General features: G+C 43.8%; 16 protein-coding genes and 2 tRNA genes. 9 read left to right on the top strand and 9 right to left on the bottom strand.

Annotated elements, in window-relative coordinates:
• Positions 1–6: 6 nt before the first annotated feature.
• Positions 7–2,436, bottom strand: coding sequence for a hypothetical protein (locus tag Q7J63_RS16500; protein WP_304887706.1), 2,430 nt, complete (start codon positions 2,434–2,436; stop codon positions 7–9).
• A 276-nt stretch (positions 2,437–2,712) separates the two neighbouring features.
• On the opposite strand from Q7J63_RS16500, the gene ffh reads away from it, so the two are divergent.
• Positions 2,713–4,050 (top strand): signal recognition particle protein, encoded by a 1,338-nt coding sequence (gene ffh, locus Q7J63_RS16495; RefSeq protein ID WP_019597676.1) that lies wholly within the window; start codon positions 2,713–2,715, stop codon positions 4,048–4,050.
• A gap of 41 nt (positions 4,051–4,091) precedes the next feature.
• Here the strand turns inward: ffh and dprA are convergent, their stop codons facing one another.
• From dprA to Q7J63_RS16480, 3 genes are all read right to left on the bottom strand, one after another.
• Positions 4,092–5,213: a DNA-processing protein DprA gene (gene dprA, locus Q7J63_RS16490; protein WP_019597675.1), complete on the bottom strand. Its 1,122-nt coding sequence runs from the start codon at positions 5,211–5,213 to the stop codon at positions 4,092–4,094.
• Positions 5,194–5,547 (bottom strand): MerR family transcriptional regulator, encoded by a 354-nt coding sequence (locus Q7J63_RS16485; RefSeq protein ID WP_026333615.1) that lies wholly within the window; start codon positions 5,545–5,547, stop codon positions 5,194–5,196. The genes dprA and Q7J63_RS16485 overlap by 20 nt, the downstream gene beginning before the upstream one ends.
• A gap of 261 nt (positions 5,548–5,808) precedes the next feature.
• Positions 5,809–6,153: an L-rhamnose mutarotase gene (locus Q7J63_RS16480; protein ID WP_304887703.1), complete on the bottom strand. Its 345-nt coding sequence runs from the start codon at positions 6,151–6,153 to the stop codon at positions 5,809–5,811.
• Positions 6,154–6,568: 415 nt separating this feature from the next.
• Between Q7J63_RS16480 and Q7J63_RS16475 the strand changes: the two genes are divergently transcribed.
• The 4 genes from Q7J63_RS16475 to Q7J63_RS16460 all read left to right on the top strand — a co-directional run bounded on the left by Q7J63_RS16475 (position 6,569) and on the right by Q7J63_RS16460 (position 15,486).
• A complete protein-coding gene (locus tag Q7J63_RS16475; RefSeq protein ID WP_304887701.1) occupies positions 6,569–9,691 on the top strand; it encodes a PKD domain-containing protein in 3,123 nt (1,040 codons plus the stop codon).
• Positions 9,692–9,827: 136 nt separating this feature from the next.
• Positions 9,828–12,896: a PKD domain-containing protein gene (locus Q7J63_RS16470; protein ID WP_304887699.1), complete on the top strand. Its 3,069-nt coding sequence runs from the start codon at positions 9,828–9,830 to the stop codon at positions 12,894–12,896.
• Between the two features lie 173 nt (positions 12,897–13,069).
• Positions 13,070–14,098 (top strand): UDP-glucose 4-epimerase GalE, encoded by a 1,029-nt coding sequence (gene galE / locus Q7J63_RS16465; protein WP_304887697.1) that lies wholly within the window; start codon positions 13,070–13,072, stop codon positions 14,096–14,098.
• A 338-nt stretch (positions 14,099–14,436) separates the two neighbouring features.
• Entirely contained in the window at positions 14,437–15,486 is a 1,050-nt protein-coding gene (locus Q7J63_RS16460; RefSeq protein WP_019597669.1) for an NAD(P)-dependent alcohol dehydrogenase, read from the top strand.
• A 106-nt stretch (positions 15,487–15,592) separates the two neighbouring features.
• Here the strand turns inward: Q7J63_RS16460 and Q7J63_RS16455 are convergent, their stop codons facing one another.
• The 5 genes from Q7J63_RS16455 to Q7J63_RS16435 form a co-directional block, all read right to left on the bottom strand.
• Positions 15,593–17,011, bottom strand: a complete 1,419-nt coding sequence (locus Q7J63_RS16455) for a Gfo/Idh/MocA family protein (RefSeq protein WP_304887695.1) — start codon at positions 17,009–17,011, stop codon at positions 15,593–15,595.
• Positions 17,012–17,495: 484 nt separating this feature from the next.
• Positions 17,496–18,158 (bottom strand): hypothetical protein, encoded by a 663-nt coding sequence (locus Q7J63_RS16450; RefSeq protein WP_304887694.1) that lies wholly within the window; start codon positions 18,156–18,158, stop codon positions 17,496–17,498.
• A 297-nt stretch (positions 18,159–18,455) separates the two neighbouring features.
• Positions 18,456–19,697 carry a CHRD domain-containing protein gene (locus tag Q7J63_RS16445; RefSeq protein WP_304887692.1) on the bottom strand — a complete coding sequence of 414 codons (1,242 nt, stop codon included), beginning with the start codon at positions 19,695–19,697 and terminating at the stop codon, positions 18,456–18,458.
• 511 nt (positions 19,698–20,208) lie between these two features.
• Positions 20,209–20,282 (bottom strand) — tRNA-Asp (locus Q7J63_RS16440).
• Between the two features lie 158 nt (positions 20,283–20,440).
• Positions 20,441–20,514: transfer RNA gene (locus Q7J63_RS16435), tRNA-Asp, on the bottom strand.
• Positions 20,515–20,999: 485 nt separating this feature from the next.
• Between Q7J63_RS16435 and Q7J63_RS16430 the strand changes: the two genes are divergently transcribed.
• The 4 genes from Q7J63_RS16430 to Q7J63_RS16415 all read left to right on the top strand — a co-directional run bounded on the left by Q7J63_RS16430 (position 21,000) and on the right by Q7J63_RS16415 (position 24,267).
• Complete coding sequence (locus Q7J63_RS16430; RefSeq protein WP_019597661.1) at positions 21,000–21,950, top strand: acetyl-CoA carboxylase carboxyltransferase subunit alpha; 951 nt, start codon at positions 21,000–21,002, stop codon at positions 21,948–21,950.
• A gap of 121 nt (positions 21,951–22,071) precedes the next feature.
• Positions 22,072–22,917 carry an MBL fold metallo-hydrolase gene (locus Q7J63_RS16425; protein WP_304887688.1) on the top strand — a complete coding sequence of 282 codons (846 nt, stop codon included), beginning with the start codon at positions 22,072–22,074 and terminating at the stop codon, positions 22,915–22,917.
• A complete protein-coding gene (locus Q7J63_RS16420) occupies positions 22,907–23,710 on the top strand; it encodes a patatin-like phospholipase family protein (RefSeq protein ID WP_019597658.1) in 804 nt (267 codons plus the stop codon). Before Q7J63_RS16425 ends, Q7J63_RS16420 begins: the two co-directional genes overlap by 11 nt.
• On the top strand, positions 23,707–24,267 hold the full coding sequence (locus tag Q7J63_RS16415) for a 1-acyl-sn-glycerol-3-phosphate acyltransferase (RefSeq protein WP_019597657.1): 561 nt from the start codon (positions 23,707–23,709) through the stop codon (positions 24,265–24,267). Before Q7J63_RS16420 ends, Q7J63_RS16415 begins: the two co-directional genes overlap by 4 nt.
• Positions 24,268–24,441 lie beyond the last annotated feature (174 nt).

Genomic DNA, 24,441 nt, shown 5'->3' with positions numbered 1-24,441 from the left:
GTGTCTTTAGTGGGCATTTTTTCTGGAATAGAAATGCAAACCCACACCGGCTATCAACAGCAGGACGATCAGATATTGAAATGCGACCACGATGGTTTTGTATGAATAGTAAGCCGAAGGCTCAAAACGCATCTCCACCACAGATTCTCCCACAGGTACCACCAATCCTCTGAGCAAATAATTGGTCCTGATGATTTCCGTTTCCGCTCCATTGACAAAGGCCTTCCAGCCTTTTGGGTAATAGATCTCTGAGAAAACAACCAATCCAGCTTCCTGGGCATTGACAGTATAATTTAACTTGTTGGCTGCCCGATCGGTGAGTTGAACGGTACCGGATCCGGCGACGATGTTTTCGAATTCAAGGGAATTGACCGTTGCCTCGGCTTTGGTGTTCATGGTGTTGAGCAAGCCGATTTCCTCATCGTTGGTTTGAATACCTCGGATAGTGGCGGGAAACCAAGCCGGTCCGTTGGCTTCCGGATTTTGGAACACGGAATTCTCGGCTTTTCCGGCCATGATGTATTTCGTGTTCAGCATGTTGAGCGCATTCAGGCCACCATAATCAAAATTCCCTTCTTGGGCTTTTGTGATGAATGCATTGATTTCGGGACTCAAAACATTTTCAATCAATTCTTGGTAGCGTCGCATCTTTGCTCCGTGGTAGCCACCGACACTGTTGAAATAATAACTGGTTCTGGCTTCATTGAAGGGGTTTTCCAGGTTCAAAACCCTAAAATAATCCTTATCCTGAAGTATTTTTTCGTCGGCGGGACTTTTGGCGAAGAATTGCTCGGCCGGACTGTATTGTAAGGATCCTTCGTTTAAATAGCGCTTGTTGATGCTCCAAAGGTCCACCACCAGCAATAGCGCAATGCCCCAGCCTGCGATGGTATAGGAGATTTTGTCCTTCAGCACTGCGAAAATCAGTCCTGCTGAGAGCAAGATGAAAATGAAACTCTTGATCGCGCTGGTTTTGAACATTGATTTTCGGTCCTCCTGAATGGAAGAAATCAACCAATCCGGAAGGTTTGCATCCACCGGGGCTGTGAATCCAAACATGCCGGCCACCAAGAACAGCAAAAGACACAATCCTCCGGTGCTGCCAAAAGCGATCAGTAGATTTTTCTGGGTTGAATTGGTTCTGGAGGCATTGAAAAAATGCTCCAATCCCATCGCTCCCAAAACAGGAATGGCAAAAAGCGCCATACACAAAGCCATGGAAACCGCCCGGAATTTATTGTACCCGGGCAAGAAATCGAAAATGGCATAATTGAACCATTCCAGGTTTTTTCCCCATGCCAAAAAGAAAGATAGCAACACAATGCCAAGGAAGACAAACCGGTAGGTCTTTGGCGCATAGATGAGGCCCAACACAAACAGGAAAACCATGACGGCACTTCCATAAATCGGGCCGCCTGTCCCGGGTTGATCGCCCCAGTAGGTTGGCGATCCTTGAATAAATCCTTGGATTTGGGCATTCTCAACACCATTGGCCCGCAATGCTTTTTCTGTCTCCGAATCCTTTGGCAGCGCCTCGCTGCTTCCCCCTCCATAAAAGAAAGGCACCAAAAGCGTCATGGTTTCCAATTTTCCCTGGGACCAATTGAATGCATATTCTTTCCCTAAACCATCTTGGGAACTTCCCGCCGCAGTCAGGTTGGCTTTGCCCCTTGTGGAATAGGCTCCATATTCAAATACAGCTACAAATCGGCTCAAATTTGCCCCCACAGCCAACACTGCCCCGAGCATTAAAATGGGGATTACCTTCGCAAAAGAAGGGAGTTTTTTGTTCACGTAAGCCAATCTGAGTTGCCCAATTCCATAAAACACGACGATCAAAATGGTGTAATAGGTGATCTGAAGGTGGTTGAATTTGAGTTGGAGCATCAAGCCCAAGGTAAACAGCGCAAGGCCCAGCAATTTTTTTCCACTAAAAGCCAAATGAATTCCTGCCAATATCAAGGGAATCAAACAGATGGCCCAAATCTTGGCATTGTGCCCCGCATCCAAACTGATCAGATGAAAGGTGTTGAAGGCAAAAGCAATGGCACCGCCGATGGCAAACTCCGGTCGGATCTTGAAACTGAGTAGCAGGATATACATCGCCACCATGCCAAAAAACAAGGAGTTGATCGGATGGGGGAGACCCAAGGTGAGGACTTTGGTCAGGAAATTGGTGATGTCTCCCTGGATTTCAAAGCTCACCAAGTAAGCGGGCATGCCGCCAAACAAACGGTTGGTCCAAAGGGCTTCTTCACCCGTCTGCGCCCTGGTATCCAAGATTTCTTTCGCGGCGCCTTCCCATTGAAGGATATCGTTTTGAAAAATGATCTTGCCATCAAAAACGACAGGGGAAAAATAAAATAAAACAATGGCGTAAAAAACAGTAATCCCAATGAAATGGGGAAGGATATCTTTTTTAAAGTTGGCTTGCATCAGCGAAGGATTGACTTTTGTTTTTTTTAATAGCCTGCAAATTAAAAAAATATAAAGAATGTCTATAAGGTATTGTTCAATTCAAATGAAATAAATGAATGGATCCAAATCCCAATATTTTGAATTTCGTTTCGAATTCCATCATTTCCTTGCATTTTTACAAAAAAGGATTTCATGGATTGATGCCAAAGTGCCGTCAACTTCATACTTCTTTCAACACAATTCCCCATCATAAAATTAAAATTCCTATTTTTGTTCCAAATAGAATAGCAAGGCATGTTTGATAACCTCAGTTTAAAATTAGATAGAGCTTTTAAGACCCTCAAGGGTACGGGAAAAATCACCGAGATCAACGTCGCATCTACCGTCAAGGAAATCCGAAGGGCCTTGATAGATGCCGATGTGAATTATAAAGTCGCCAAAGAGGTGACCGATACCATCAGGGAGCAAGCTCTTGGAAGAGATGTCCTGATTGCGGTTTCCCCAGGCCAATTGTTGATCAAGATCACCCAAGAAGAGCTTACCAAGCTCATGGGAGGCAGTAAAGCGGATATCAACCTAAAAGGCGATCCAGCCGTGGTCCTTATTTCCGGTTTACAGGGTTCTGGTAAAACCACCTTTTCAGGCAAGTTTGCCAGCATGTTGAAGAAGCAAGGCAAACAGGTACTCCTGGTGGCTTGTGATATCTACCGACCTGCTGCGATTGACCAATTGAAAGTATTGGGAGAGCAAATCGGCGTGGAGGTATATGCCGAGCCCGAAAATAAAAACGCCATTGAGATCGCCAACAATGCGATTGCGTACGCCAAGAAAACCGGTAAGAAGACGGTGATCGTCGATACAGCCGGTCGTTTGGCAGTGGATGACGTGATGATGAAAGAAATTGAGGCCTTGAAAAAAGCCTTGAATCCTTCCGAGACATTGTTTGTGGTCGATTCCATGACAGGTCAGGATGCTGTGAATACTGCCAAGACATTTGACGAAAGGTTGAATTTCGATGGCGTCGTGTTGACCAAATTGGATGGTGATTCCAGGGGTGGTGCAGCGATTTCGATCCGCCACGTAGTGAATAAACCAATCAAGTTTATCTCCACTGGAGAGAAAATGGAAAACATCGATGTTTTCCATCCGGATAGAATGGCGCAAAGAATCCTCGGAATGGGGGATGTCATTTCTTTGGTGGAACGTGCCCAGCAGTCCTTTGACGAGGAAGAAGCGGTAAGGATCAATTCCAAAATCAGAAAAAACCAATTCAATTTCGATGATTTTCTTTCTCAGTTGGAGCAGATCAAGAAAATGGGTAACCTGAAGGACATCATGGGCATGATCCCTGGAATGGGAAAAGCCATGAAAGGAATGGATATCGATGACGATTCGTTCAAACCGATCGAAGCGATCATCAGGAGCATGACTCCTGTAGAACGTGAAAACCCAGACATGATCGATGGCAGCAGACGAAAAAGACTTGCCAACGGAAGTGGAAGGACGATCGTGGAGGTGAACAACCTGATGAAACAGTTCAACGACATGAGGAAACTCATGAAACAGATGAATAAAATGGGCGGTGCCCAAAAAGCCCTCGGTGCAATGATGCCTAAAGGAGGGAAAAGATAAAGACATAAAAAAAGGAGCAGAAACGCTCCTTTTTTTATGTCTTATAAAATCAGCCTGTATTTTTTTCCAGGTAAGGATTTGATGATTCCTTCAAACTCCAGTCCCAAAAGTTTGGATGCCAAAATGGAAATGGACATCTCGAGTTGAAGGGAAAGTTGATCGATTTCCATTTCTTTTTTCTGCTGCAAGAGTCCTAGGATTTGCTGCTCCTCGATAGGGAAGCTCTCCCAACTTTGGATTTTTGTTTCTCGACTTTCCAAAGGATTCTCTTTGGACCAAGAAAGTGCCTCTTCCAAATCCTTCACCCCTGTAAAAATGGATGCCTTCATGGATCTGATAAGGTTGTTGCATCCTTCGGAATAAATGGATTGAAGATTGCCTGGAACGGCGAAAACTTCCTTGTTGTAGCTGTAGGCGATTTCAGCGGTGATCAATGCGCCACCTTTTTTCGCTGCTTCCACTACAATCAGTGCATCCGAAAGCCCGGAAATGATCCTATTCCTTTTGGGGAAGTTGCCGGGGTGCATTTCACTTCCTGGCTGGAATTCGCTCAAAAGTCCACCGTTTTCCAACATGGACATTGCGGTGTTTTTATGGATGGAAGGATAAATATTGTCTACCGAAGAACCCAATATCCCAATGGTTGGGAGATCATATTGGAGGGCGGCTTTGTGCGCCTCGATGTCAATGCCATAAGCCAAGCCACTGATGATGGTGGGTTGGTAGGGAATGAGGTCTTCAATTATTTTTCTGGTGATGTTTTTTCCGTATTCGGATGCTTGTCTCGTGCCCACGATCCCAATGGCTCTGGCGGGATTCAATGCCGCATTTCCCTTGATGAAAAGAACCAAAGGAGAATCTTCCAAGGCTTTTAATCTGGAGGGGAAGTCAGGATCCTGAAGGGTGAGTACTCTGATGTTTTTTTTATGGCAATTGTTCAGTATTTCCTCGGCCTCTCTGAGGTATTGATTTTTGTTTTTAACGATTTCGGCAAGTTTTGCGCCGATCCTTGGGATTTTGGAAGCCTTGCCGGCAGGAAGGTTGAAAAATGAGGATGCAGAGCCACTGTAGGCGATGATATTTCTATAGGTCGCTGGACCAATTTTTGGAATCAGACTTAATGCTATTTGGTAAAGCTGTGTTTCATTCTGGGGATTTGGCATGTAGTGAGTCCCTGATATCAATTAAAAAACCTTTGATTTGATTGAGTCTGTCCACCATGGCGGACTTGTCATATACCTGATGCGCTTCTTTTTTGATGACTTCTTGAGCCCCCTGAAGCGTAAAACCTTTGACTTTTACCAAATGATAAATGTATCGGATTTTTTCGATGTCATCTTTGGTAAACCTTCGGTTGCCTTTTTTGTCTTTTTTTGGACGGATACTTTCAAACTCTCCCTCCCAATAGCGGATGAGGGAAGGAGCTACTTTAAACATTGTAGCAACTTCTCCTATGGAGTAATACTTTTTCTCTATTTCCCGTTCTTTGTAAGGCACCTTCTTATTCAGCAATTTGTAAAAATCAAAAATAGCAAATAAATCTTTAAGTGGACAGGTGAAATACCCACATTTGTCCGGATTTTTTGACCTAAAATTGGAAAGACAAAATATTTCCTTCCCTGCTGGGTTTTTGATGCGTCTAATTAAATTACAAGACCATGGAAATCAGACTGCATACACCCTTTCCGATTGGTTTTGGAGAAAATCCAGTAGATAAGCCCATAGCTCTTCCGAACAGATTGAAATCAAAACATTTCTTCATTCCGATGACCAGTTAAAAATCCTATCCATGAGCTGCCATTTCGCTCCTTTTTTGGTGCCGGGTAAGCCCTGTTGGTATTTCCACAAATGTGTCTCCCATTCCTGAACTTTAGGGTTGGCTGCATCCATCTTGGATTTGGTTTCAAATGAAAAATCCATTTGCGTTTCCATGATCATGAATAACCGGTTTTCCCACCGGAATATTTCCATGGAAACGACACCAGAATCCCGGATGCTTTCCAGAATTCCGGGCCAAACCGCACGATGATGGTTTTCGTATTCGGATATGAGGTTGGGATCATTTTTCAGATCCAGCGCTAAGCAGAATTTTTTGGTATCCATGTCAAGGGTATTGGAACAGGAATGAGAATATTTTTTGGAAGATAAAAGTTAATCGTTTTTTTGAAACCAAAATGCATTTTGAAATCAATATTGCTTTCTTCCTGATGATGAAATCGGACTGGATTTATAAGAGAAGGGTTTATCCTTAATTACTGATGGGAAAAAACCAAGGGAGCAGGCTGATCGGTACCTTTCTATTAAAAAATTTGGATCTGAACAACCTTAAGCAATCTTTACTTATAAAAATCAAAATTCACCTTTCATGAAATTGTTAGGTGGTTTCTATTGAGAAGATTAGTCCAAACGTCGACCCTAAAAAGTACCAGCTTTAAATTCAATAGATTTTTGCACTCCTCACAACGATGTTTTTAAAATAGATAATTATATTGAACGATATTTTCGAAAAGAACAAATTATGATTGAGCTCCTCAAAAAAGTTAGGACAATTTTTCTTTTTTCCCTGATCTTTTTTTTGGGAGCCCATCAGACGCACGCACAGTTGACGACCGTTGGCAAAGAATTTTGGTTCGGTTTCATGGAAAACAATGCCGTTTTGCCAGATGCACGGGATAGGGGTGTGGTCATCGTTACTGCAAGTGAAACCACCACGGGTTCGATTGTGTATGCCGGCAATTCGGTCAATTTTTCATTGAACCAAGGTCAGCAATTTGTGCTGAATATGGATGATACCGACATGTTGCACCGCAGCTCAGGCGTGGTAGAGAACAAAAGTATTTATATTTCTTCGACAGGAAATGTTTCGGTTTATGCATTCAATGAGCGATACAGAAGTGCAGACGGTACAGTCATCCTCCCATTGGGCACTCTGGGAAAAGACTATTATGTTACTTCTCACTTTGAGACCATGAATGTTCCAGTTCAGTTCAATCCCAACATCAATAATGAAAGTACGCTCTTGGTGGTAGCAGTGGAAAACAATACGCGCATTGAGATCACCCCTTCGGTCTTTACCCTGAATGGCAATGCGCCCAATAATCCATTCTTCATAAATTTGAACATGGGTCAAACCTACCAGTTGAAAGCTCGGGCGGACCTTACGGGAACAAGGGTGAGGGTTGTCGGCGACGATGCTGCTGACTGTAAAAACATTGCGGTTTTTGGCGGAAACAAATGGACAAGTGTTGGAGATTGTGGAGGGGCAAATGATCATCTTTTTCAGCAGGCCTATCCAACGAATACCTGGGGGACAGATTTTTTCCATATTCCTCTATTGGGACGAACCTCTGGGGAATTGGTCAAAGTGTTGGCTTCTGAACCAGGTACAACCATCACCTTGGATGGAAACCTGGTGGGGACGATCGATGCAGGAGAATTCCAGACTTTTGATTTTGATCAGGATCAATTGGCCAGCATCCAAACCAACAAGCCCTCATCTGTTACTGTTTTTGCAAAAAGCCAAGAATGCAATGACATTAATTTGGCGGATTGGGTCAATGGAGATCCCTTTATGATTACCTATAGCCCCAACCAGCAATTGCTGAAGGACATTACCTTCAATGCACTTCAACTCCCTTCCATCACCAACCATTATGTCAATGTGGTCACCAGCACGGCGACTGTTGGCGGTACCCGATTAGATGGAGCAGATATTGGCAATCAATTTTTGCCTTTGCCCCAATCCCCTGATTTCTCCTATGCAAGAATCAATATTCAGCAAGGTGTCCATAAGCTTTCTAATCCAGAAGGTTTTATTGCTTACGTCTATGGTTTTGGATTTTTGGAATCTTATGGTTTTGCAGTCGGAGCCACTTTGGACAACTTGAATTTTCAAGTGGAACCAGAATACGAGTTTGATGTGCAAGGGGAAAAAGTGGCTTGCTTAAATGCCAATGCCCTTTGGGAAATCAATCCGGAAAACCCGATTTTCACCTATTTCATCTGGGATTTTGGGGATGGCACAGCATCCAAAATCGGCAAGGAAGTGAACCATACTTTTACAAAACCGGGAACGTATGAGGTGAAAATTAAGGCTGCCATCAGCCAAGTTTCCTGTGATTTGCAGGAAGAAGTGGTATTTGAGGTAGAAGTGCTAGAAATCACGGGTGTGATTGAGGGAATGCTGGCAGTTTGTCCCAATGTGGAGGAAACTACTTATGATTTTGTGTCGGAGGTTGAATTTACCACTATCGATTGGAGCGTAGTGGGCGGTGTAATTGTCAAGGAAGATGGTTTGTCTGTAACGGTACTCTGGGGAGATACCAATCCCGATGCATCGCTGATGGCGACACCGTTTACTGCCCAAGGTTGTCCCGGCACTTCAGTCACCTTGGGGATCAATATCAATCCCCTCCTCGAACCGAAAGCGCCAGAAGGAGAAGTTAAGGTTTGTTTCGATCCAACCGTTACTTCCCAATATTCCGTGCCGAATCCTTTTGCAGGGAGAAAATTTGAATGGTTGGTTGAAGGCGGGGAAATCGTTTCTGGTGGCGAGTCCCCCACCGTGGAAATAAGGTGGAATATCCCTGGTACAATTGGTCAGGTAGCCTATATCGAGAGAAGTGTTTCCGATGATTTCTGCGCAGGTGAATCACCCAAATTGGCAGTGCAAATCAGCGCGGAGTTAACCGCAACATTCAGTCAAACAGATGTGCGTTGCTTTGCCGGAAACAATGGCCGCATCGCTGTGGAAGTGCTTGGGGGTGTTGCTCCATATACCTACTCATGGAGCCATGCGGCTTCCTTGAATATTTCTGAAGTGGATAATTTGCTTGTAGGAACCTATTCCGTAACCGTTACGGATGATTTTGGTTGTCAATTCATATTGGACAATATTCTGATCACACAGCCGGATGTTTTGGAAGTGCTCAGCATTTCTACACAGGGCGTTTCATGTTTTGGACGCTCCGATGGAGAAGCGGTGATCCAAATCCAGGGAGGATTGCCACCATATGCGCTCGATATCCCTGGCGCCAACATCAATGGATCGGAGATTTCTTTTTTGAATTTGGAAGGAAGGGAATTTTCAGGAATAGTCACAGATGTCAATGGTTGTCAATTGCCGATTTCTTTTACCATTGACTCCCCGGTACCGCTCACTGCAGACGTCAGGATACAGAAATTCAGTTGTCCCGGCGAAGCCAATGGGGAACTGATCGTGGAGCCAACCGGTGATTTTGGTCCCTTTGCTTATCTCTGGGATCATGATGGTTCTCAAAACATGGTGTTGACCGGCGTTCAGAAAGGCGCGTATGTGGTAAACGTTCAAGACAGTCGAGGCTGTATCAGCATCGGTACCGGAGAAATGTTGGAGGAAGAACCAAAAATGAGAATGCCCACCGGTTTCCGACCAGAGGAAGGGTTGTATGAAGGGGTTTCCAATTGTTTATTGTCCTATCAATTATCGATTTACAATCGTTGGGGCGAACTTATTTACCTGGGATCCAAGGGCTGGGACGGGACCGTCCAAGACCAAGAAGCTCCTTTGGGAACTTATATTTATATCATTCAATATGAATACAACCTCAATGGCGAACAGACCAAGAAAGAAACCAAAGGCCTTTTCAGTCTCCTCCGATAAAAAAATCATTTTATAAGCCTATTCTCATTGGTCAATAATCTGAATTTTAGTTTTTTATGTGTCTTAAGTCAAAATTGGAAAGGTTTGAAAATAAATCGATAAATTAGAGGGTCTGCTAGAAAAGCCAAATTTTTGTATGCATCGATTGGGGAAAGTTGTTTTGTTGGTCTGTTGGATGCTGTTGGGGCTTTCTTATTTCAATGTCGTCCATGCACAGCTTTCCACCGTTGGCAGGGAGTTCTATTTGGGTTTTATGGAAAATAACCGGATTGAACCCAATAGACCTGACCTAGCCTCCATTGTCATTTCCGCAAATGAGGATGCCGCCGGAGTCATTCAATATACCAATGCTACCATAGAATTTTCACTGGCCGCAGGAGAGCAGTTTGTGTATAAATTCCCTGTGGATGGTTTGGACATCATTCACCGCACATCAGGTCTGGTCGAAAATAAAGGTGTTTATATTGGGTCCTCCGGGAATATCGCTGTCCACGCCTTCAATTTTCGGGATCGATCAGCAGACGGCACCATTATTTTACCCTTGGCTTCCTTGGGAAAGGATTATTGGGTGACCGCGCACCAGGAAGATTTTGCGCCTGGTGTTTTGGGAGGCGGAAATGTCAATTTTGAAAGCACGCTTTTGGTCATTGCCATCGAGGACAATACGGATATCGTGATCGTCCCAGCTTCTCCCACAGTGAATACGATCCCCGCGGGAGCACCCATCAATGTAACCCTGAACAAAGGGCAAAGTTATCAGATCAAAGGAACAAGGGACCTCACCGGTTCAAGGGTTAGCGTGGTAGGGTCTGATGCTGAGAATTGCAAAAACATAGTGGTTTTTGGGGGGAATAAAATGACCAGTATCGGGACGGATTGCGAAGGGACGACAGGGGATCATTTGTTTCAACAGATTTACCCAACTTTTGCTTGGGGAAAAGAATACATCCATATTCCTTTCAAGGGAAGGACTTCCGGCGAAATGATCAAGGTATTGGCTTCTGAAAACAACACCCAGGTTTTTGTCAATGGGGATTTGAAAAGTACCTTGAATGCTGGGAAATTCGCCTCCTTGGTTTTTGGCCAGGATGAATTCGCAAATATTACCACTTCCAAACCTACAGCTGTTACAGCCTTTGCCAAAAGTCAGGGCTGCAATATCCAGAATGGACCTTTGGCCAGTCTTGGAGATCCTTCCATGGTCACCTACAGTCCCAATCCCCAATTGATCAAGAGGGTTGTTTTTTCAGCCGTTTCCGTAGTCGGAATTGTCAACCACTATGTCAATGTCATCACCAAAACCTCCAGTGCTGCCAATACGCTCTTGGATGGATCCCCTATAGGAGGACAATTCTTACCCGTTCCCGGAAATCCAGAATACGCCTTTGCACAGGTGGAAATCTCTTCTGGTAGCCACACCTTATCCAATCCGGAAGGTCTCATCGGATATGTCTACGGCTCGGGCTTTATCGAATCCTATGCCTATGCTGCCGGAGCAAGTTTGAACAATCTCAATTTTGAAACCGAAGTCGAATACGATTTTGAGGTGGAAGGCGATAAAGTGGCCTGTTTGGGCGAAACAGGGAGCTGGACCGCAATTCCCCAAAATCCATTGTTTGAAATATTCGAATGGACCTTTGGGGATGGAACGCCGATGCAGGAAGGAAAAACAGTCAACCACAAATTCGAGAATGCCGGAACCTATCAAGTCAAAATAGTTGCCTTGTCTGGAGACAGATCCTGCAGTCAAATCGAAGAAGCTTTTTTTGAGGTCACAGTGGTTGAAACAAGCGGGAAAATAGAAGGGCCCGAAAACGTTTGTCCCTTGATCGATGAATCACTTTATGTTTTCGAGAACCCTGAAAATACAGCTCGGGTGGATTGGGAGGTCGAAGGCGGAGAAATCACCGAGGCAACGGATTTTTCGGTGCGCATCCTATGGGGAAATGCCAATCCAGATGCAAAAGTCAGGGCCATTCCCATTACCCAGGAGGGTTGCAGGGGAGTACCTGTTTTGTTTGAGGTTTTTGTCAACGAAAGCATCGTGCCCGGATTGGCAAAAGGGCCCGATCAGATTTGTTTTTTGGAGAATGAAAAATATTCCTACCAAGTCAAAGATTTGGTCAACGACAGGAAATACAAATGGTTTGTAGAGGGAGGAATCCTCCTGTCCGGTGGGACTGAACCGGAAGTAGAAATCCAGTGGTCGGGCGTCGGGACAGAGGGCCTGATTTGGTATGAGGAATTTAGCGAACTGAATCCTTCCTGTGGAGGGGTATCCAAAAAACTGGTGGTCAAAGTCAATCCGCCCATGGAAGCCACGGTCAAAGAAATCACCGATTTTATTTGCTTTGGTTCCGGCACGGGAAAAATCGAGGTGGAGGCAAAGGGAGGTTCAGGGATTTATACGTACGAATGGTCACATGATTCGACCTTGAATGCACCCCTTGCCGATCAGTTGCCTGCAGGGATTTATCAGGTCAAAGTATCGGATGCGGGAGGATGCGAGGTGTTCTTTGAATCACTCTCCATACAGGAATCCTCTGAAATGGAACTGTTCGGGGAAATCCAAACCACACCCGCAACTTGCTTCATCTCTGCGGATGGTACGGCAACGATTAAAATTATAGGTGGGCTGCCTCCCTATACAATCAATACTACAGATGCAATATCATTAAGTAATGAAATTCAAGTATTTAATCTTAGCGTAGGAGAATATAGTTTAAGTGTTTTTGACCAACTCAATTGCGAATTCCCCATCAGTTTCAGTATTGCCTCACCACCTCCCTTGTCCGCCGAATTTGAGGTGGCGAGGTTTCCCTGCCCGGGATTTTCCAATGGAAATCTATTGGCCACCCCTCAGGGAGGTGTGGGGCCCTACACGCTTTCTTGGCTCCATGACGGGACTTCCGGGATTTCGCTCACGGGTATTTCCAGTGGGAATTATGGACTGAACATCACTGACGCAAGGGGGTGCAACCAGACAGTTTATGGGGAAATGCGGGAGACTGCCCCACAGGTGAGAATGCCGACGGGCTTCAATCCACTGGACGGATTGTTCCAAGGCGTAAGCAATTGTGATATCAGTTTCCAATTGATGGTCTTCAATAAATGGGGAGAATTGATCTATGTGGGAACGCAGGGTTGGGATGGAAAAGTCAAAGGGAATGTGGTGCCAACCGGAACCTATACTTACCTGACGTAGTATTCCTTCACCCTGGAAAACGAAATCCAAAAGCGACAAATCAGGGGAGTCTTTACCTTGATCAATAATTAAGGAAATTCTTTGGCCGATATGCAATTACCCAAAGAATTGAATGGATTGTTTAAGAATTGGTTTACTTTTGAAATACTTAATGTTTAACCCCTTTGATGGCGATGAAAAAAATACTCATTACCGGTGGTGCCGGATACATTGGATCCCATACAGCAATTGCAATGGTCAATTCAGGTTTTGAACCTGTCATATTGGATGATTTTTCAAACTCAGAAAAATCAATGCTTGTTGGGTTGAGGGATATTCTAGGTCGGGATATCCAATGTTACGAAGGAAATTGCAATGACAAGACCTATCTCGAGCAGGTTTTTGCAGAAAATGATTTTTTGGGCGTCATTCACTTTGCAGCCTTCAAGGCCGTTGGAGAAAGCACCCAAAAACCACTGAAGTATTATGCCAACAACATTGGTTCTTTGCTCGTCCTTTTGGAAACCATGGAAAAATTTGAGGTCAAGAATCTTGTTTTTTCCTCTTCATGCACCGTTTATGGCCAGCCGGATGTGCTTCCAGTTTTGGAAAGCACCCCAAGAAAAGATGCCGAAAGCCCTTACGGGAACACAAAAAAAATAGGGGAGGACATTCTCCGTGATTATATCAAGAGCAAGCCTGGCGCAAGAGCGATTGCTTTGCGTTATTTCAATCCGATTGGTGCACATCCCAGTGCAGCCATTGGAGAATTGCCGCTCGGTGTACCGGCGAACTTGGTTCCCTTTATCACCCAGACGGCTGTTGGGATCAGGGAGAAACTGACGCTTTATGGAAATGATTACGACACCGTAGACGGTACCTGTGTGCGGGATTACATCCATGTCATGGATCTGGCAGATGCCCATGTCAAAGCCCTTGAGTATCTTGCCCAACAGGAACTCGATTTTTTTGACCTCTTCAATGTAGGTACTGGAAACGGCAATACCGTTTTGGAAGTAATTCATGCTTTTGAAAAAGTTTCAGGCATGCCGCTGAATTACCAAGTGGGCCCAAGAAGGCCAGGAGATGTTGAAAAAACCTGGGCAAATACAGATAAAATTAACAGCAAGCTTGGATGGAAAGCCCAATACAGCCTAGAGGATTCTCTGAGGGATTCCTGGAAATGGCAGCAGAAGCTGGAAGAATCCCGCGTGTTGAAATAATCGAACAAGTTTATAACCACCAATAGCGATAGCCCTGAGAAATCAGGGCTATTTTTTTGCACTGGGAAATAGATTTGGGTTCAAAATGATTTTTTTTTCCAATCCTGAATCATAAAAATCATTCCTGATTTTGGCACTTTAAAACTGGTTCTGTGGTTATTCCTTTCGACAAGAGGAAAAGAAATTTTATTTTCATTTCCATTCGAATGATTTTCATTTGAAACTAAATTTTTATAGGATCAGCCGATTTTCCTGGATTGTACATTACGGTAGAGCGGTATTTTCATTTGATTCAAAAATTTTGGCTTAGTCCATCCATACATTAAAATAAAACATACATGACACAAGTAAAAGCATACGCTGCCCAGAAAGCAGACCAACCTTTGGCACCTTTTCAACTTGAAAGAAGAGAGCCAGGACTAAAGGACGTTGAAATTGAGATTTTGTATTGCGGTGTTTGTCACTCTGACATTCACGTTGCCCGAAACGAATGGGGAGGAACCATGTACCCAATCGTCCCCGGCCACGAAATCGTCGGGAAAGTCACCAGAATTGGTGCTGAGGTTACGAACCACAAAATCGGTGATACTGTTGGCGTGGGCTGTTTTGTGGATTCTTGCGGGCATTGCAACAATTGTGAGGAGGATTTGGAACAATACTGTGAAAACGGACATTCCCAAACTTACAATTCCCTTTTGCAGGACAAAAAAACCATCACCTACGGTGGATATTCCACACATATCGTGGTAACCGAGAAGTTTGTCTTGAAGGTTTCTGACAAGCTGCCTTTGGAAGCCGTTGCGCCCCTGCTTTGTGCAGGGATCACGACCTACTCTCCTTTGAGACATTGGAATGTTCAAAAAGGAGATAAGATAGCTGTAGTAGGTTTGGGTGGATTGGGCCATATGGCTGTCAAAATCGCCGCTGCCATGGGAGCAGAAGTGACGATGCTGAGCAGATCAGCAGGAAAAGCCAAGGATGCCGAAAGATTGGGTGCCCATCATTTTGAACTGACCACCGACCCAGCAAACCTTAAGAAAATGGCGAACAGTTTCAGCCATATCATCGATACCGTTTCGGGACAACACAATTACATGGAATATCTTTCCCTATTGAAAACCGATGGGGTAATGGTGCTTTTGGGTGTTCCCCCAATGCCGGAAACCATCCATGCAGGCGCTTTGATCGGAGGAAGAAAAAGCCTTGTCGGTTCTTTGGTGGGCGGTATCAAGGAAACCCAGGAAATGCTGGATTTCTGTGCCGAACACAACATTGTTTCAGATGTGGAAGTCATCAACATCGACCAAATCAATGAGGCCTATGAGCGGACCATTGCAGGTGACGTGCATTACCGATTTGTCATCGATATGGCTTCGCTGAGCAAGTAAAAAAACAACCAGAAAAAAGCTAGTCCGTGCAGACCCAAATCTTTCCATCAAGCCAATACCGGCACTGGGGAATCTTGATCTGCATGGATTTTTTCGTGTCAATGCCCTACATTTCCCAACCAGGACGAACGCTTTCCCGGATATATTGATCCGCTTCGGGCATTCCTTTTGCCTTCATGTTTTCATAATCCCATTCAATTCGTTTTCCTCCCAATCTCAGAGACAGCACGCCCAGCAGTGTCAACTCCGTCAACCTTGCGCCATACTCAAAATTTGAACTGGCAGGTTTTCCGGTTTTGATGGCCTCAATCCAGTCGCTGTAATGACCTTTTGACCGTTCCAGGGTTGGTTTGGGTGCTTTGATATTGTTCCTGACATTTTCGGGGAATACCTGAGGGGTCCGGTTGCCACCATCGTTGATAATCACGCCCTTTTCTCCCACAAACATGGAGCCTCTTCTCGGATAGGTGTAGCCTCTGGGTAACATAGGGTGGAGGTCTGGAGTCAATCCACCGGAATACCAAGTCAGCTTCAGCGCTTTCTGGTCACCCTTCTCCGCAAAATGATAATAACCGATCTCGCCATAAGGTGCAATTTCGGAGTTGCTAAATCCCGCAGGAAAGATCTGGACAGATTCAGGCGCTTTCAAGTTGAATGCCCAGGTGGCAGCATCCAAATCATGGCAGCCAAAATCACCCAAAGCGCCACAGCCGTAGGCCCAAAAATCCCTCCAGGTGACAGGAACATAATCTTTGTGGAAGTCCACTTTTTCCCTTGGCCCGATCCATTGGTCCCAATCAAAACCCACCGGCAAAGTGGTTTTGCCTTGTGGAAGTCCTTGCAATCCCGATAGCCATCTGCCGGCAGGAACCCAAGCATAGGCTTCGGTGACTTTTCCGATCACCCCTGCCCGGAGATACTCCACCGTTTCCCGAATCCCATCGGTGCTGTGGCCAGGATTGCCCATTTGGGTGGCAAGACCACTTTCTTTTGCGACTTTGGCCACTTCTCGGGCTTCCCAGATGTTGTGGGTCAGGGGTTTTTCGCAGTACACATGTTTGCCAGCTTTCAGCGCCATCAAGGAAATGTAAGCGTGGGTATGGTCGGGAGTGGAGCAAATGATGCCATCGAGGCCTTTTTCCTTCTCCATCATTTCCCTGAAATCAATGTATTCACCTATTTTGGCAGTGATATTTTGCTGCGCATAATGGTCTTCCAATAGCTCGATTACCGGACCTCGCCCGGCTTCTGATTTATAATAAAAATCCGCCAGATTCCAATAATTGGAAGGATCTGAAAGGGCTGTGATGCGGACATTGGGCAAGACCATGAAATCTTCAACATTTTGCCGCCCTTTGCCACCTGCCCCGATGATGCCCAAACTCACTTGGTCACTGGGAGCGGTAAAATCTTTACCTCCCAAAACATGCCTCGGGACGATCATAAATCCTGCCGCGGAGAGTGCGGCCCCTTTTACAAAATCCCTTCTTGAAATATCCTTCCCTGGAGCAGCTACTTTTTTCATGGTTGTTTTGGGTTAATTGCTGATATCTACCAGCTTTGGAGCCTTAATCTAAAAATAAATAAAATGGATCTTGAAAAAAATGTTATCAAAGGTTTATCGCTGATGCAAAGACCAATGTTGTCAAAAATGAATCAACGTTCATTTCCAAGTTGGCTTTGAATGTTTACAAGGGAAAAGAGTTTCGTTTAACCCGAAATATGGATTAGGCTAACTAATGGCATTGTAACGGAAAGAAAATCAGACTGTTTGGTGAATAATGTGTCATCTAATCAGGTGAAGTAAAAAACAATAAACAACTGACTGATTATTAGGTGATTTTAGGCCGGAATAGAATTGATGATGCATAAAACGGGTTTAATCTTTTCATTCGGAAAAGTGAAGCGGTGCCCAAATTTGGGGAGATTGAAAATCAATGGGAATTTGGAAAGGGAAGAGTGGGGGAGAAACCTTTTTATGGAATACAACGGAAAGTGAGGTGTCCGGATCAGTCGTACCAAACCAGTTTCGCATCGATGATTTCACCATCAATCCATCGCAATTGTAACTTTTTATCCATTTCGGAAATTTTCAGGATGGCGAAATCATAGACTTCCGGAACACTGTCGGAAAAATTAATCCTATACTCATCTCCGTGGTAGTTCCGCATCGCGTATGATTTCGGATAGGCTTTCTTAAAAGCCAATATATCCATGTTCGATAAGAATACTCCGTCAATGGTGACTTTTTCAGGTTGCTTAAACACCATGCCCAGGACCCGATTTTCTCTTGTGATTAACCTCAGATTTTCGCTTTCCAGGAATTGATAACCCCTGTTATTCGAAGCTTCGGGTTTCAGCTCAAAAAAGGCTAAAAGCTCTTCCTTGGTTTTATCCAATATCGGTTCCCCAAAGTAGCCAATGCGGGTATGGAAAACACTGTCGAGATCCTTCAACAATAATTCCAACCGTCTGATATCATCCATTGCCCCCAACCAAACAGGAGTATCCCCACGGGTAAATTTGTCGATGATTATTTCCCCTCCATCTTCCCCTGCAAAGAGACTGTAGGATTGATTGTCTTCTAGTGGTGTCTTTTCCTGACAACTTATGAGCACCAAAAATAGGGCAAGGAACAAAATTGAGAAGGTATTGAAGAATTCATTTTTCAAAGGAATCGTATTTTGGAATGCGTATTTAAGAAAATCCTAACTTATTGATTTTGGATTGTATTGTCAATATTTAAACTATAAAAATATTTGAAGTAGGAAGTTAAAACAAAGGTTTAAAATCTTAATCCAAATACTGCTTATCAAATAACCAATTATTCAATGATCCTATACAAGGTGATCAAAAAAAAAACTCTCAGACTGTCTTGGAAGGCAGTCTGAGAGTGTCTTATGCTTTCAAAGATTCCCCTAAGAATAGCAGTATTTATTTTAGCTCTATTTGGAAATAGAGCTTTCTAATTATTGAAAATTCGATCCGATATTTCCTTGGGCCACGATTGTGGCTAGGTTTGCCGCACTCAAATGAACATTGACATAGCCATCAACTGTTAAGATTTGTGCATAGGTATAGCTTGCTTCATTGTCCATCATTCCTGATCTGGTATCACTTACGCTCATGCCAGTAGTTCCATTGACAGGCTTGAAGGTAAAGAGAATTCCACCACCTACAGCAGCACTATTCTGATGGATATGGGCTGGATGCATCCCTCCATCAGGAGTTCCTGAAAGGGTAATTGTCGCCAATGCAAAACCATTGATTCTCTCTTGGAAAATGATTTGTCCTGAGATTCCAGCTACTGCACTTTCATTCAATGGGTAGGTTTTTGACTCACCCGTCAACTCATTTGACCCTATATCACCTTGGGCAACTATTGTTTCTAGGTCATCGGCGCTCAGGTGTACATTCACGTAACCATCAACTTCCAATATTTCAGCATAAGTAAAACTGGCTTCTCCATCCATCATTCCAGCCCTTGTATCTGTTCTGCTCAATCCTGTCGTTCCATTCACTGGATTGAAGGTAAATTCAATTCCTCCACCTATTGCGGCAGCGTTTGCATGAATATGTGCTGGATGCATTCCTCCATCAGGAGTGCCAGCTAAAGTGATGGTTGCCAATGCAAAACCATTCATCCTTTCGTGAAAAGTTATTTCTCCGGAGATTCCAGCCACTGCTGCCTCATTCAAGTCATAAGTTTTAAATACACCTGTCAATTCATTGGATCCTATATCGCCTTGGGCCACTACTGTGGCTAGATCATTGGCGCTTAGGTGCACGTTGATATATCCATCAAATGATAGTAAGTCATTGAATTTAATGGCCGTACCATCGTCTTTTTGCATAATGTTGGTTTCACTCACACCTGTGGTTCCATTTACTGGAGTCAGAGAAATAGCGATTCCCCCACCGACTGCTGCGGAATTAAAATGAATGTGCGCGGGGTGTTGACCGCCATCAGGCGTTCCTTCCAACGTAATGGTCAACTTGGTATTTCCTGTGGAAGTTTCTTCCATTAAAGCTGTTCCGCTGACACCTGAATTTGCAACAGGGTCCAAATCATAACTTTTTGTTTGTCCCGTGAAAATTGCCTCGGGATCAATTGTTGGATTGTTATCGTCGTTACAAGCCAAAAAAGTCGAAGCCATAATAAGTAGCATTGCCACTTGCTTGATTCGATTCATAAATAGATAATTTTTCATGGTAAATTTAATTAATACCTAAACTTAACAGTCAAAATTTGCTTAATGTTTTCTTTTTAGTTTTTCTACATCTGAGTAAATGAGCATCTTGGAGTTATTGTTACCTCAAGACCTTGAAAAGCCATTGGTCTATTCTTGTTTATGGGAAAATTTTTAGGAGGTAGTGAAAAAATTGGAGAGGAGAGGAGAATTAGAATTTTGTGGGAACAGAACGAAAGAAGACTGATTCTTGGATGAATAGGGTGGAACTATTATTCCATTATTTTGAGCATTGAATCACAGTCAATGATTTGAAAAGACTACAAAAGCAAAAAGTCCTTGATTTCTCAAGGACTTTTGCGGAATGGACAGCCTGTCCCGTAAGAACGGGAGGAGGCAAACCCGCGACCTTCCCGTAAAAACGGGACTTTCTAACCAGCTGAACGAGCACTCCAATGAATATTTGATGTTCGTTATAGGATTTTGGGATGGGTATAAAAGCAAAAAGTCCTTGATTTCTCAAGGACTTTTGCGGAATGGACGGGACTCGAACCCGCGACCTCCTGCGTGACAGGCAGGCATTCTAACCAGCTGAACTACCACTCCATTGTTTTTCGAAGATTGAACTCAAATCAGCGAACTTCCCTGGAAACGGGACTTTCTAACCAGCTGAACTAGCACTCCAATAATTTTTAATCTGGAAAACTTATTTTCCCTTTAATCTAACCCAATTGATTGTCACAGATCAATTTTTCAATATTAAGCGGAATGGACGGGACTCGAACCCGCGACCTCCTGCGTGACAGGCAGGCATTCTAACCAGCTGAACTACCACTCCATTGTTTTTCGAAGATTGAACTCGAACCAGCGACCTTCCCGAGAAACGGGACTTTATAACCAGCTGAACTACCACTCCATTGTTTTCGAAGATTAAACTCGAACCAGCGACCTTCCCGGGAAACGGGACTTTCTAACCAGCTGAACTACCACTCCATTGTTTTTCGAAGATTGAACTCGAACCAGCGATCTTCCCGAGAAACGGGACATTCTAACCAGCTGAACTACCACTCCATTAATGTTCTTCTCGTTTGAAGTGATGCAAAGGTAGCTGTTTGATCCTTTATTGCAATGATGAAGCCCAAAAAAAGTGAAGATTGATTCTATTTCATTCTTTTTCAATCATATAATTTTTTGGAACTTGAATTTTGATAGGCCTAAAATCCCCACTTTGCTTTAATTTCCATTCGATTTCTCCCAAATCATTTTAAATTATTTTTCTTCGAAATAATATTTTTATCTTTGTCTAAGTCAAAAACGCTCACTATGGTATTAGAATTTGAAAAGCCAATTGCCAATCTTGAACTTAAGCTTCAGGAAATGAAAGATTTGGCAAAAGGGAAGAACATAGATTTATCCGCAGATATCCAGACTTTGGAAGATAGAATCCAATCTCTGAAAAAAGAAACCTTCCAAAATTTAACCCGTTGGCAAAAAGTTCAGCTTTCCAGACATGCCGACCGCCCTTATGCGCTCGATTACATTTTTGAAATCACCAATGATTTTATAGAGCTTCATGGAGATCGATCGGTAAAGGATGACAAAGCCATGATCGGTGGACTGGGAGACATCGATGGACGTTCCGTGATGTTTATCGGTCAGCAAAAAGGGAGAAATACCAAACAAAGACAAGAACGGAATTTTGGCATGGCCAACCCGGAAGGATACCGAAAGGCGCTGCGATTGATGAAAATGGCCGAAAAATTCGGGAAACCGATCGTTGCGCTTATTGATACCCCAGGTGCTTTCCCGGGGATTGAAGCGGAGGAAAGAGGTCAAGGGGAAGCCATTGCAAGGAACTTGAGGGAAATGTTTATGCTGAAGGTTCCCGTAATCTGTATCATTATCGGTGAAGGTGCTTCTGGTGGAGCTTTGGGTATTGCCATTGGTGATCGGGTGCTCATGCTGGAAAACACTTGGTATTCCGTTATTTCACCAGAATCTTGCTCTTCCATATTGTGGAGAAGTTGGGATTACAAAGAGCAGGCTGCAGAGGCTTTAAAACTTTCTTCCATTGACATGAAAAACAATGGTCTGGTGGACGGAATCATTGAAGAACCTCTCGGAGGTGCCCATAAGGACATGAAAGGAATGGCCAAGAACCTTAAGAAAACCATTTTGGAGGCACTGAAAGAACTTGATAAAATCAAACCCGAAACCAGAATCGAGCAAAGAATAGAGAAATTCTGTTCAATGGGAGAATTCATTGAAGGTTAAAAATACACATTTTCCTTTCCCACAAGGCCAGAAAGCTGACAGAGATCTTGTGATCTCCGTGGATCTTCCTGTCTTGTGGGAAATTTTATTTTACGGCAATTTAAATGGGATCCGATAGCAAATGAAGCTTCACGTAATCAATACTGGATTTTTTAAATTGGATGGAGGGGCCATGTTTGGGGTTGTCCCCAAAACGCTTTGGTCCAGAACCAATCCTTCCGATGAAAACAACCTTTGCACATGGGCGATGAGATGCCTCTTGGTGGAAGAGGGAAACCGTCTTGTCTTGGTTGACAACGGCATTGGTGACAAACAGGATGCAAAGTTTTTCTCTCATTATTATCTCCATGGAAATGATTCCCTGGAAAGTTCCTTGAAAGCCAAAGGCTTTGGTCACGAGGACATCACAGACAATTTCCTGACCCATCTTCACTTTGACCATTGTGGAGGTGGAGTGAAGTATGTGGAAAATAATCCGAATCGATTCGGAATGACTTTTCCCCAAGCAAAATATTGGACAAATGAAGCCCATTGGAAATGGGCGACTGTTCCAAATCTGAGAGAAAAAGCTTCCTTTCTCAAAGAAAACATTCTCCCCATGCAGGAAAGCGGACAGCTGGAATTTCTTGAATTGAACAAGGGTCAACTCTTTCCTGGCTTTGATTTCTTCACTGCTGATGGGCACACGGACAAGCAAATGATCCCCAAAATCCAGTACAAAGGAAGAACAGTGGTATTTGCTGCCGATCTTTTACCGTCCGTTGGTCATATTCCGCTGCCTTACGTCATGGGATATGATACCAGGCCTTTGATCACATTGGAAGAAAAAGGAAAATTCCTCGAAGAAGCAGCCCTCAACAATTATGTGATATTTTTGGAACACGACCCCATCAATGAATGCTGCACTGTAAAAATGACAGAAAAAGGCGTAAGACTTGACAAAACATTCTCACTCCATGAACTCTAAAACAAAAATCGGAATAGCGCTTTCCGGCGGGGGGGTAAGGGGCATTGCCCATCTCGGCGTTTTGAAGGCCTTGAATGAAAATGGAATTTTCCCGACCAAAGTAAGTGGCACAAGTGCTGGAGCGATCGCTGGAGCAATGTATTGCCATGGATATGCGCCTGAGGAAATCAAGGACATCATCGTCAAGACCAATTACTTCAAGTTTATGCGTCCGGCCATCAGTTGGACAGGTATTCTGAAAATGGACATTGTCGAAAGCCTCTATCAAAAATACCTTCCAGAAAATGATTTTGCCTCCTTAAAAATCCCCCTGAGCGTAGCCGCCACGGATATCAAAAGGGGAAAAGTGGTCTACTTTTCGGAAGGTTCCTTGATCAAGGCATTGATGGCTTCCTCTTGTATTCCTGGTATGTTCGACCCCATCGCCATCGGAGATAATTATTTCGTCGATGGAGGGGTGCTAAACAATCTTCCGGTGGAGCCTCTGGATGGTTTCTGTGATGTCATCATTGGCGTCAACTGTAACCAATTGCCCGAGCAACACAATATCAAAAACATCAAGAGCCTTATCGAAAGGTCGGTGGTCATGTCCATGAATTACAATGTCTACAGCCGAAAAAGCAAATGCGATTTCTTTATTGAGCCTCCAGGATTGGCTAGATTCGGAGTTTTTGACATCAAAAAAGCAAATGAAATTTTCGAGGCAGGCTATCAGGAAACACTGTCCTTTATTGAGGAAAATGAAGACTTGAAGGAATATTCAACAACATATACCAAAAACCAGATAAAATGATGAAGTTTTTGTCAAGATTGATCTTTTGGATCAGCGGTTGGAAATTGACTTACGGATGGCCGGAAGGATTGAAAAAAGGTGTTTTGATTGCCGTTCCCCATACCAGCAATTGGGATCTTCTGTATGCAAGAGCTGCCTTTTTCCTGATGGATATCCCCGTCAAATTCACTATCAAAAAAGAAGTGATGGTAGGTCCTTTGGGTTGGTTGATCAAAGCCGTGGGGGGGATCGCGATAGATCGAAAAAGGATTCCCGGCGGAAGGAAACAAACTTATACCGAGGCCATGATCAACATGCTCAAAAATGCGGATGAATTGGTCATTATGGTAACCCCAGAAGGAACAAGGAATTATGCGCCCAAATGGAAATCCGGCTTTTACCACATCGCCATGGGCGCTGAGGTCCCAATTGCAGTAGGATATCTGGATTACAAGAAGAAAGAGGCCGGCATCGGTCCAGTCCTTTATCCCAATGGAAATATGGATGAACAAATTGAGGAATTGAAAGTTTTTGCGCGGACCGTCACTCCGAAGTATCCCGAAAAAGGAGTAAAATAATAGGGATGCAACAAAAAAGGAGCGCATGTTTTTGAGGCCACTGAAAAAGTAGCTAAAACTGAAGGTAAAATTTTGAAAGCGACTAAGTCATTGACAAGAGTGACTTAGTCGCTTTCTTTTTTTTCGCCACTAGCTTTTAAAATTTCTCTATTGAAGCCTATACCGAACTAATTT

Source organism: Rhodonellum sp. (assembly GCF_030656585.1).
GTDB classification, from domain to species: domain Bacteria; phylum Bacteroidota; class Bacteroidia; order Cytophagales; family Cyclobacteriaceae; genus Rhodonellum; species Rhodonellum psychrophilum.
This window is presented reverse-complemented; position numbering and strand designations above follow the sequence as displayed.

What these genes read in the sequence shown, in the direction of transcription:
- Q7J63_RS16500 (WP_304887706.1), bottom strand. Translation starts at nt 2,436, where the DNA reads ATGCAAGCCAACTTTAAAAAAGATATCCTTCCCCATTTCATTGGGATT.
- ffh (WP_019597676.1), top strand. Translation starts at nt 2,713, where the DNA reads ATGTTTGATAACCTCAGTTTAAAATTAGATAGAGCTTTTAAGACCCTC.
- dprA (WP_019597675.1), bottom strand. Translation starts at nt 5,213, where the DNA reads ATGCCAAATCCCCAGAATGAAACACAGCTTTACCAAATAGCATTAAGT.
- Q7J63_RS16480 (WP_304887703.1), bottom strand. Translation starts at nt 6,153, where the DNA reads ATGGATACCAAAAAATTCTGCTTAGCGCTGGATCTGAAAAATGATCCC.
- Q7J63_RS16475 (WP_304887701.1), top strand. Translation starts at nt 6,569, where the DNA reads ATGATTGAGCTCCTCAAAAAAGTTAGGACAATTTTTCTTTTTTCCCTG.
- Q7J63_RS16470 (WP_304887699.1), top strand. Translation starts at nt 9,828, where the DNA reads ATGCATCGATTGGGGAAAGTTGTTTTGTTGGTCTGTTGGATGCTGTTG.
- galE (WP_304887697.1), top strand. Translation starts at nt 13,070, where the DNA reads ATGAAAAAAATACTCATTACCGGTGGTGCCGGATACATTGGATCCCAT.
- Q7J63_RS16460 (WP_019597669.1), top strand. Translation starts at nt 14,437, where the DNA reads ATGACACAAGTAAAAGCATACGCTGCCCAGAAAGCAGACCAACCTTTG.
- Q7J63_RS16455 (WP_304887695.1), bottom strand. Translation starts at nt 17,011, where the DNA reads ATGAAAAAAGTAGCTGCTCCAGGGAAGGATATTTCAAGAAGGGATTTT.
- Q7J63_RS16445 (WP_304887692.1), bottom strand. Translation starts at nt 19,697, where the DNA reads ATGAAAAATTATCTATTTATGAATCGAATCAAGCAAGTGGCAATGCTA.
- Q7J63_RS16430 (WP_019597661.1), top strand. Translation starts at nt 21,000, where the DNA reads ATGGTATTAGAATTTGAAAAGCCAATTGCCAATCTTGAACTTAAGCTT.
- Q7J63_RS16425 (WP_304887688.1), top strand. Translation starts at nt 22,072, where the DNA reads ATGAAGCTTCACGTAATCAATACTGGATTTTTTAAATTGGATGGAGGG.
- Q7J63_RS16420 (WP_019597658.1), top strand. Translation starts at nt 22,907, where the DNA reads ATGAACTCTAAAACAAAAATCGGAATAGCGCTTTCCGGCGGGGGGGTA.
- Q7J63_RS16415 (WP_019597657.1), top strand. Translation starts at nt 23,707, where the DNA reads ATGATGAAGTTTTTGTCAAGATTGATCTTTTGGATCAGCGGTTGGAAA.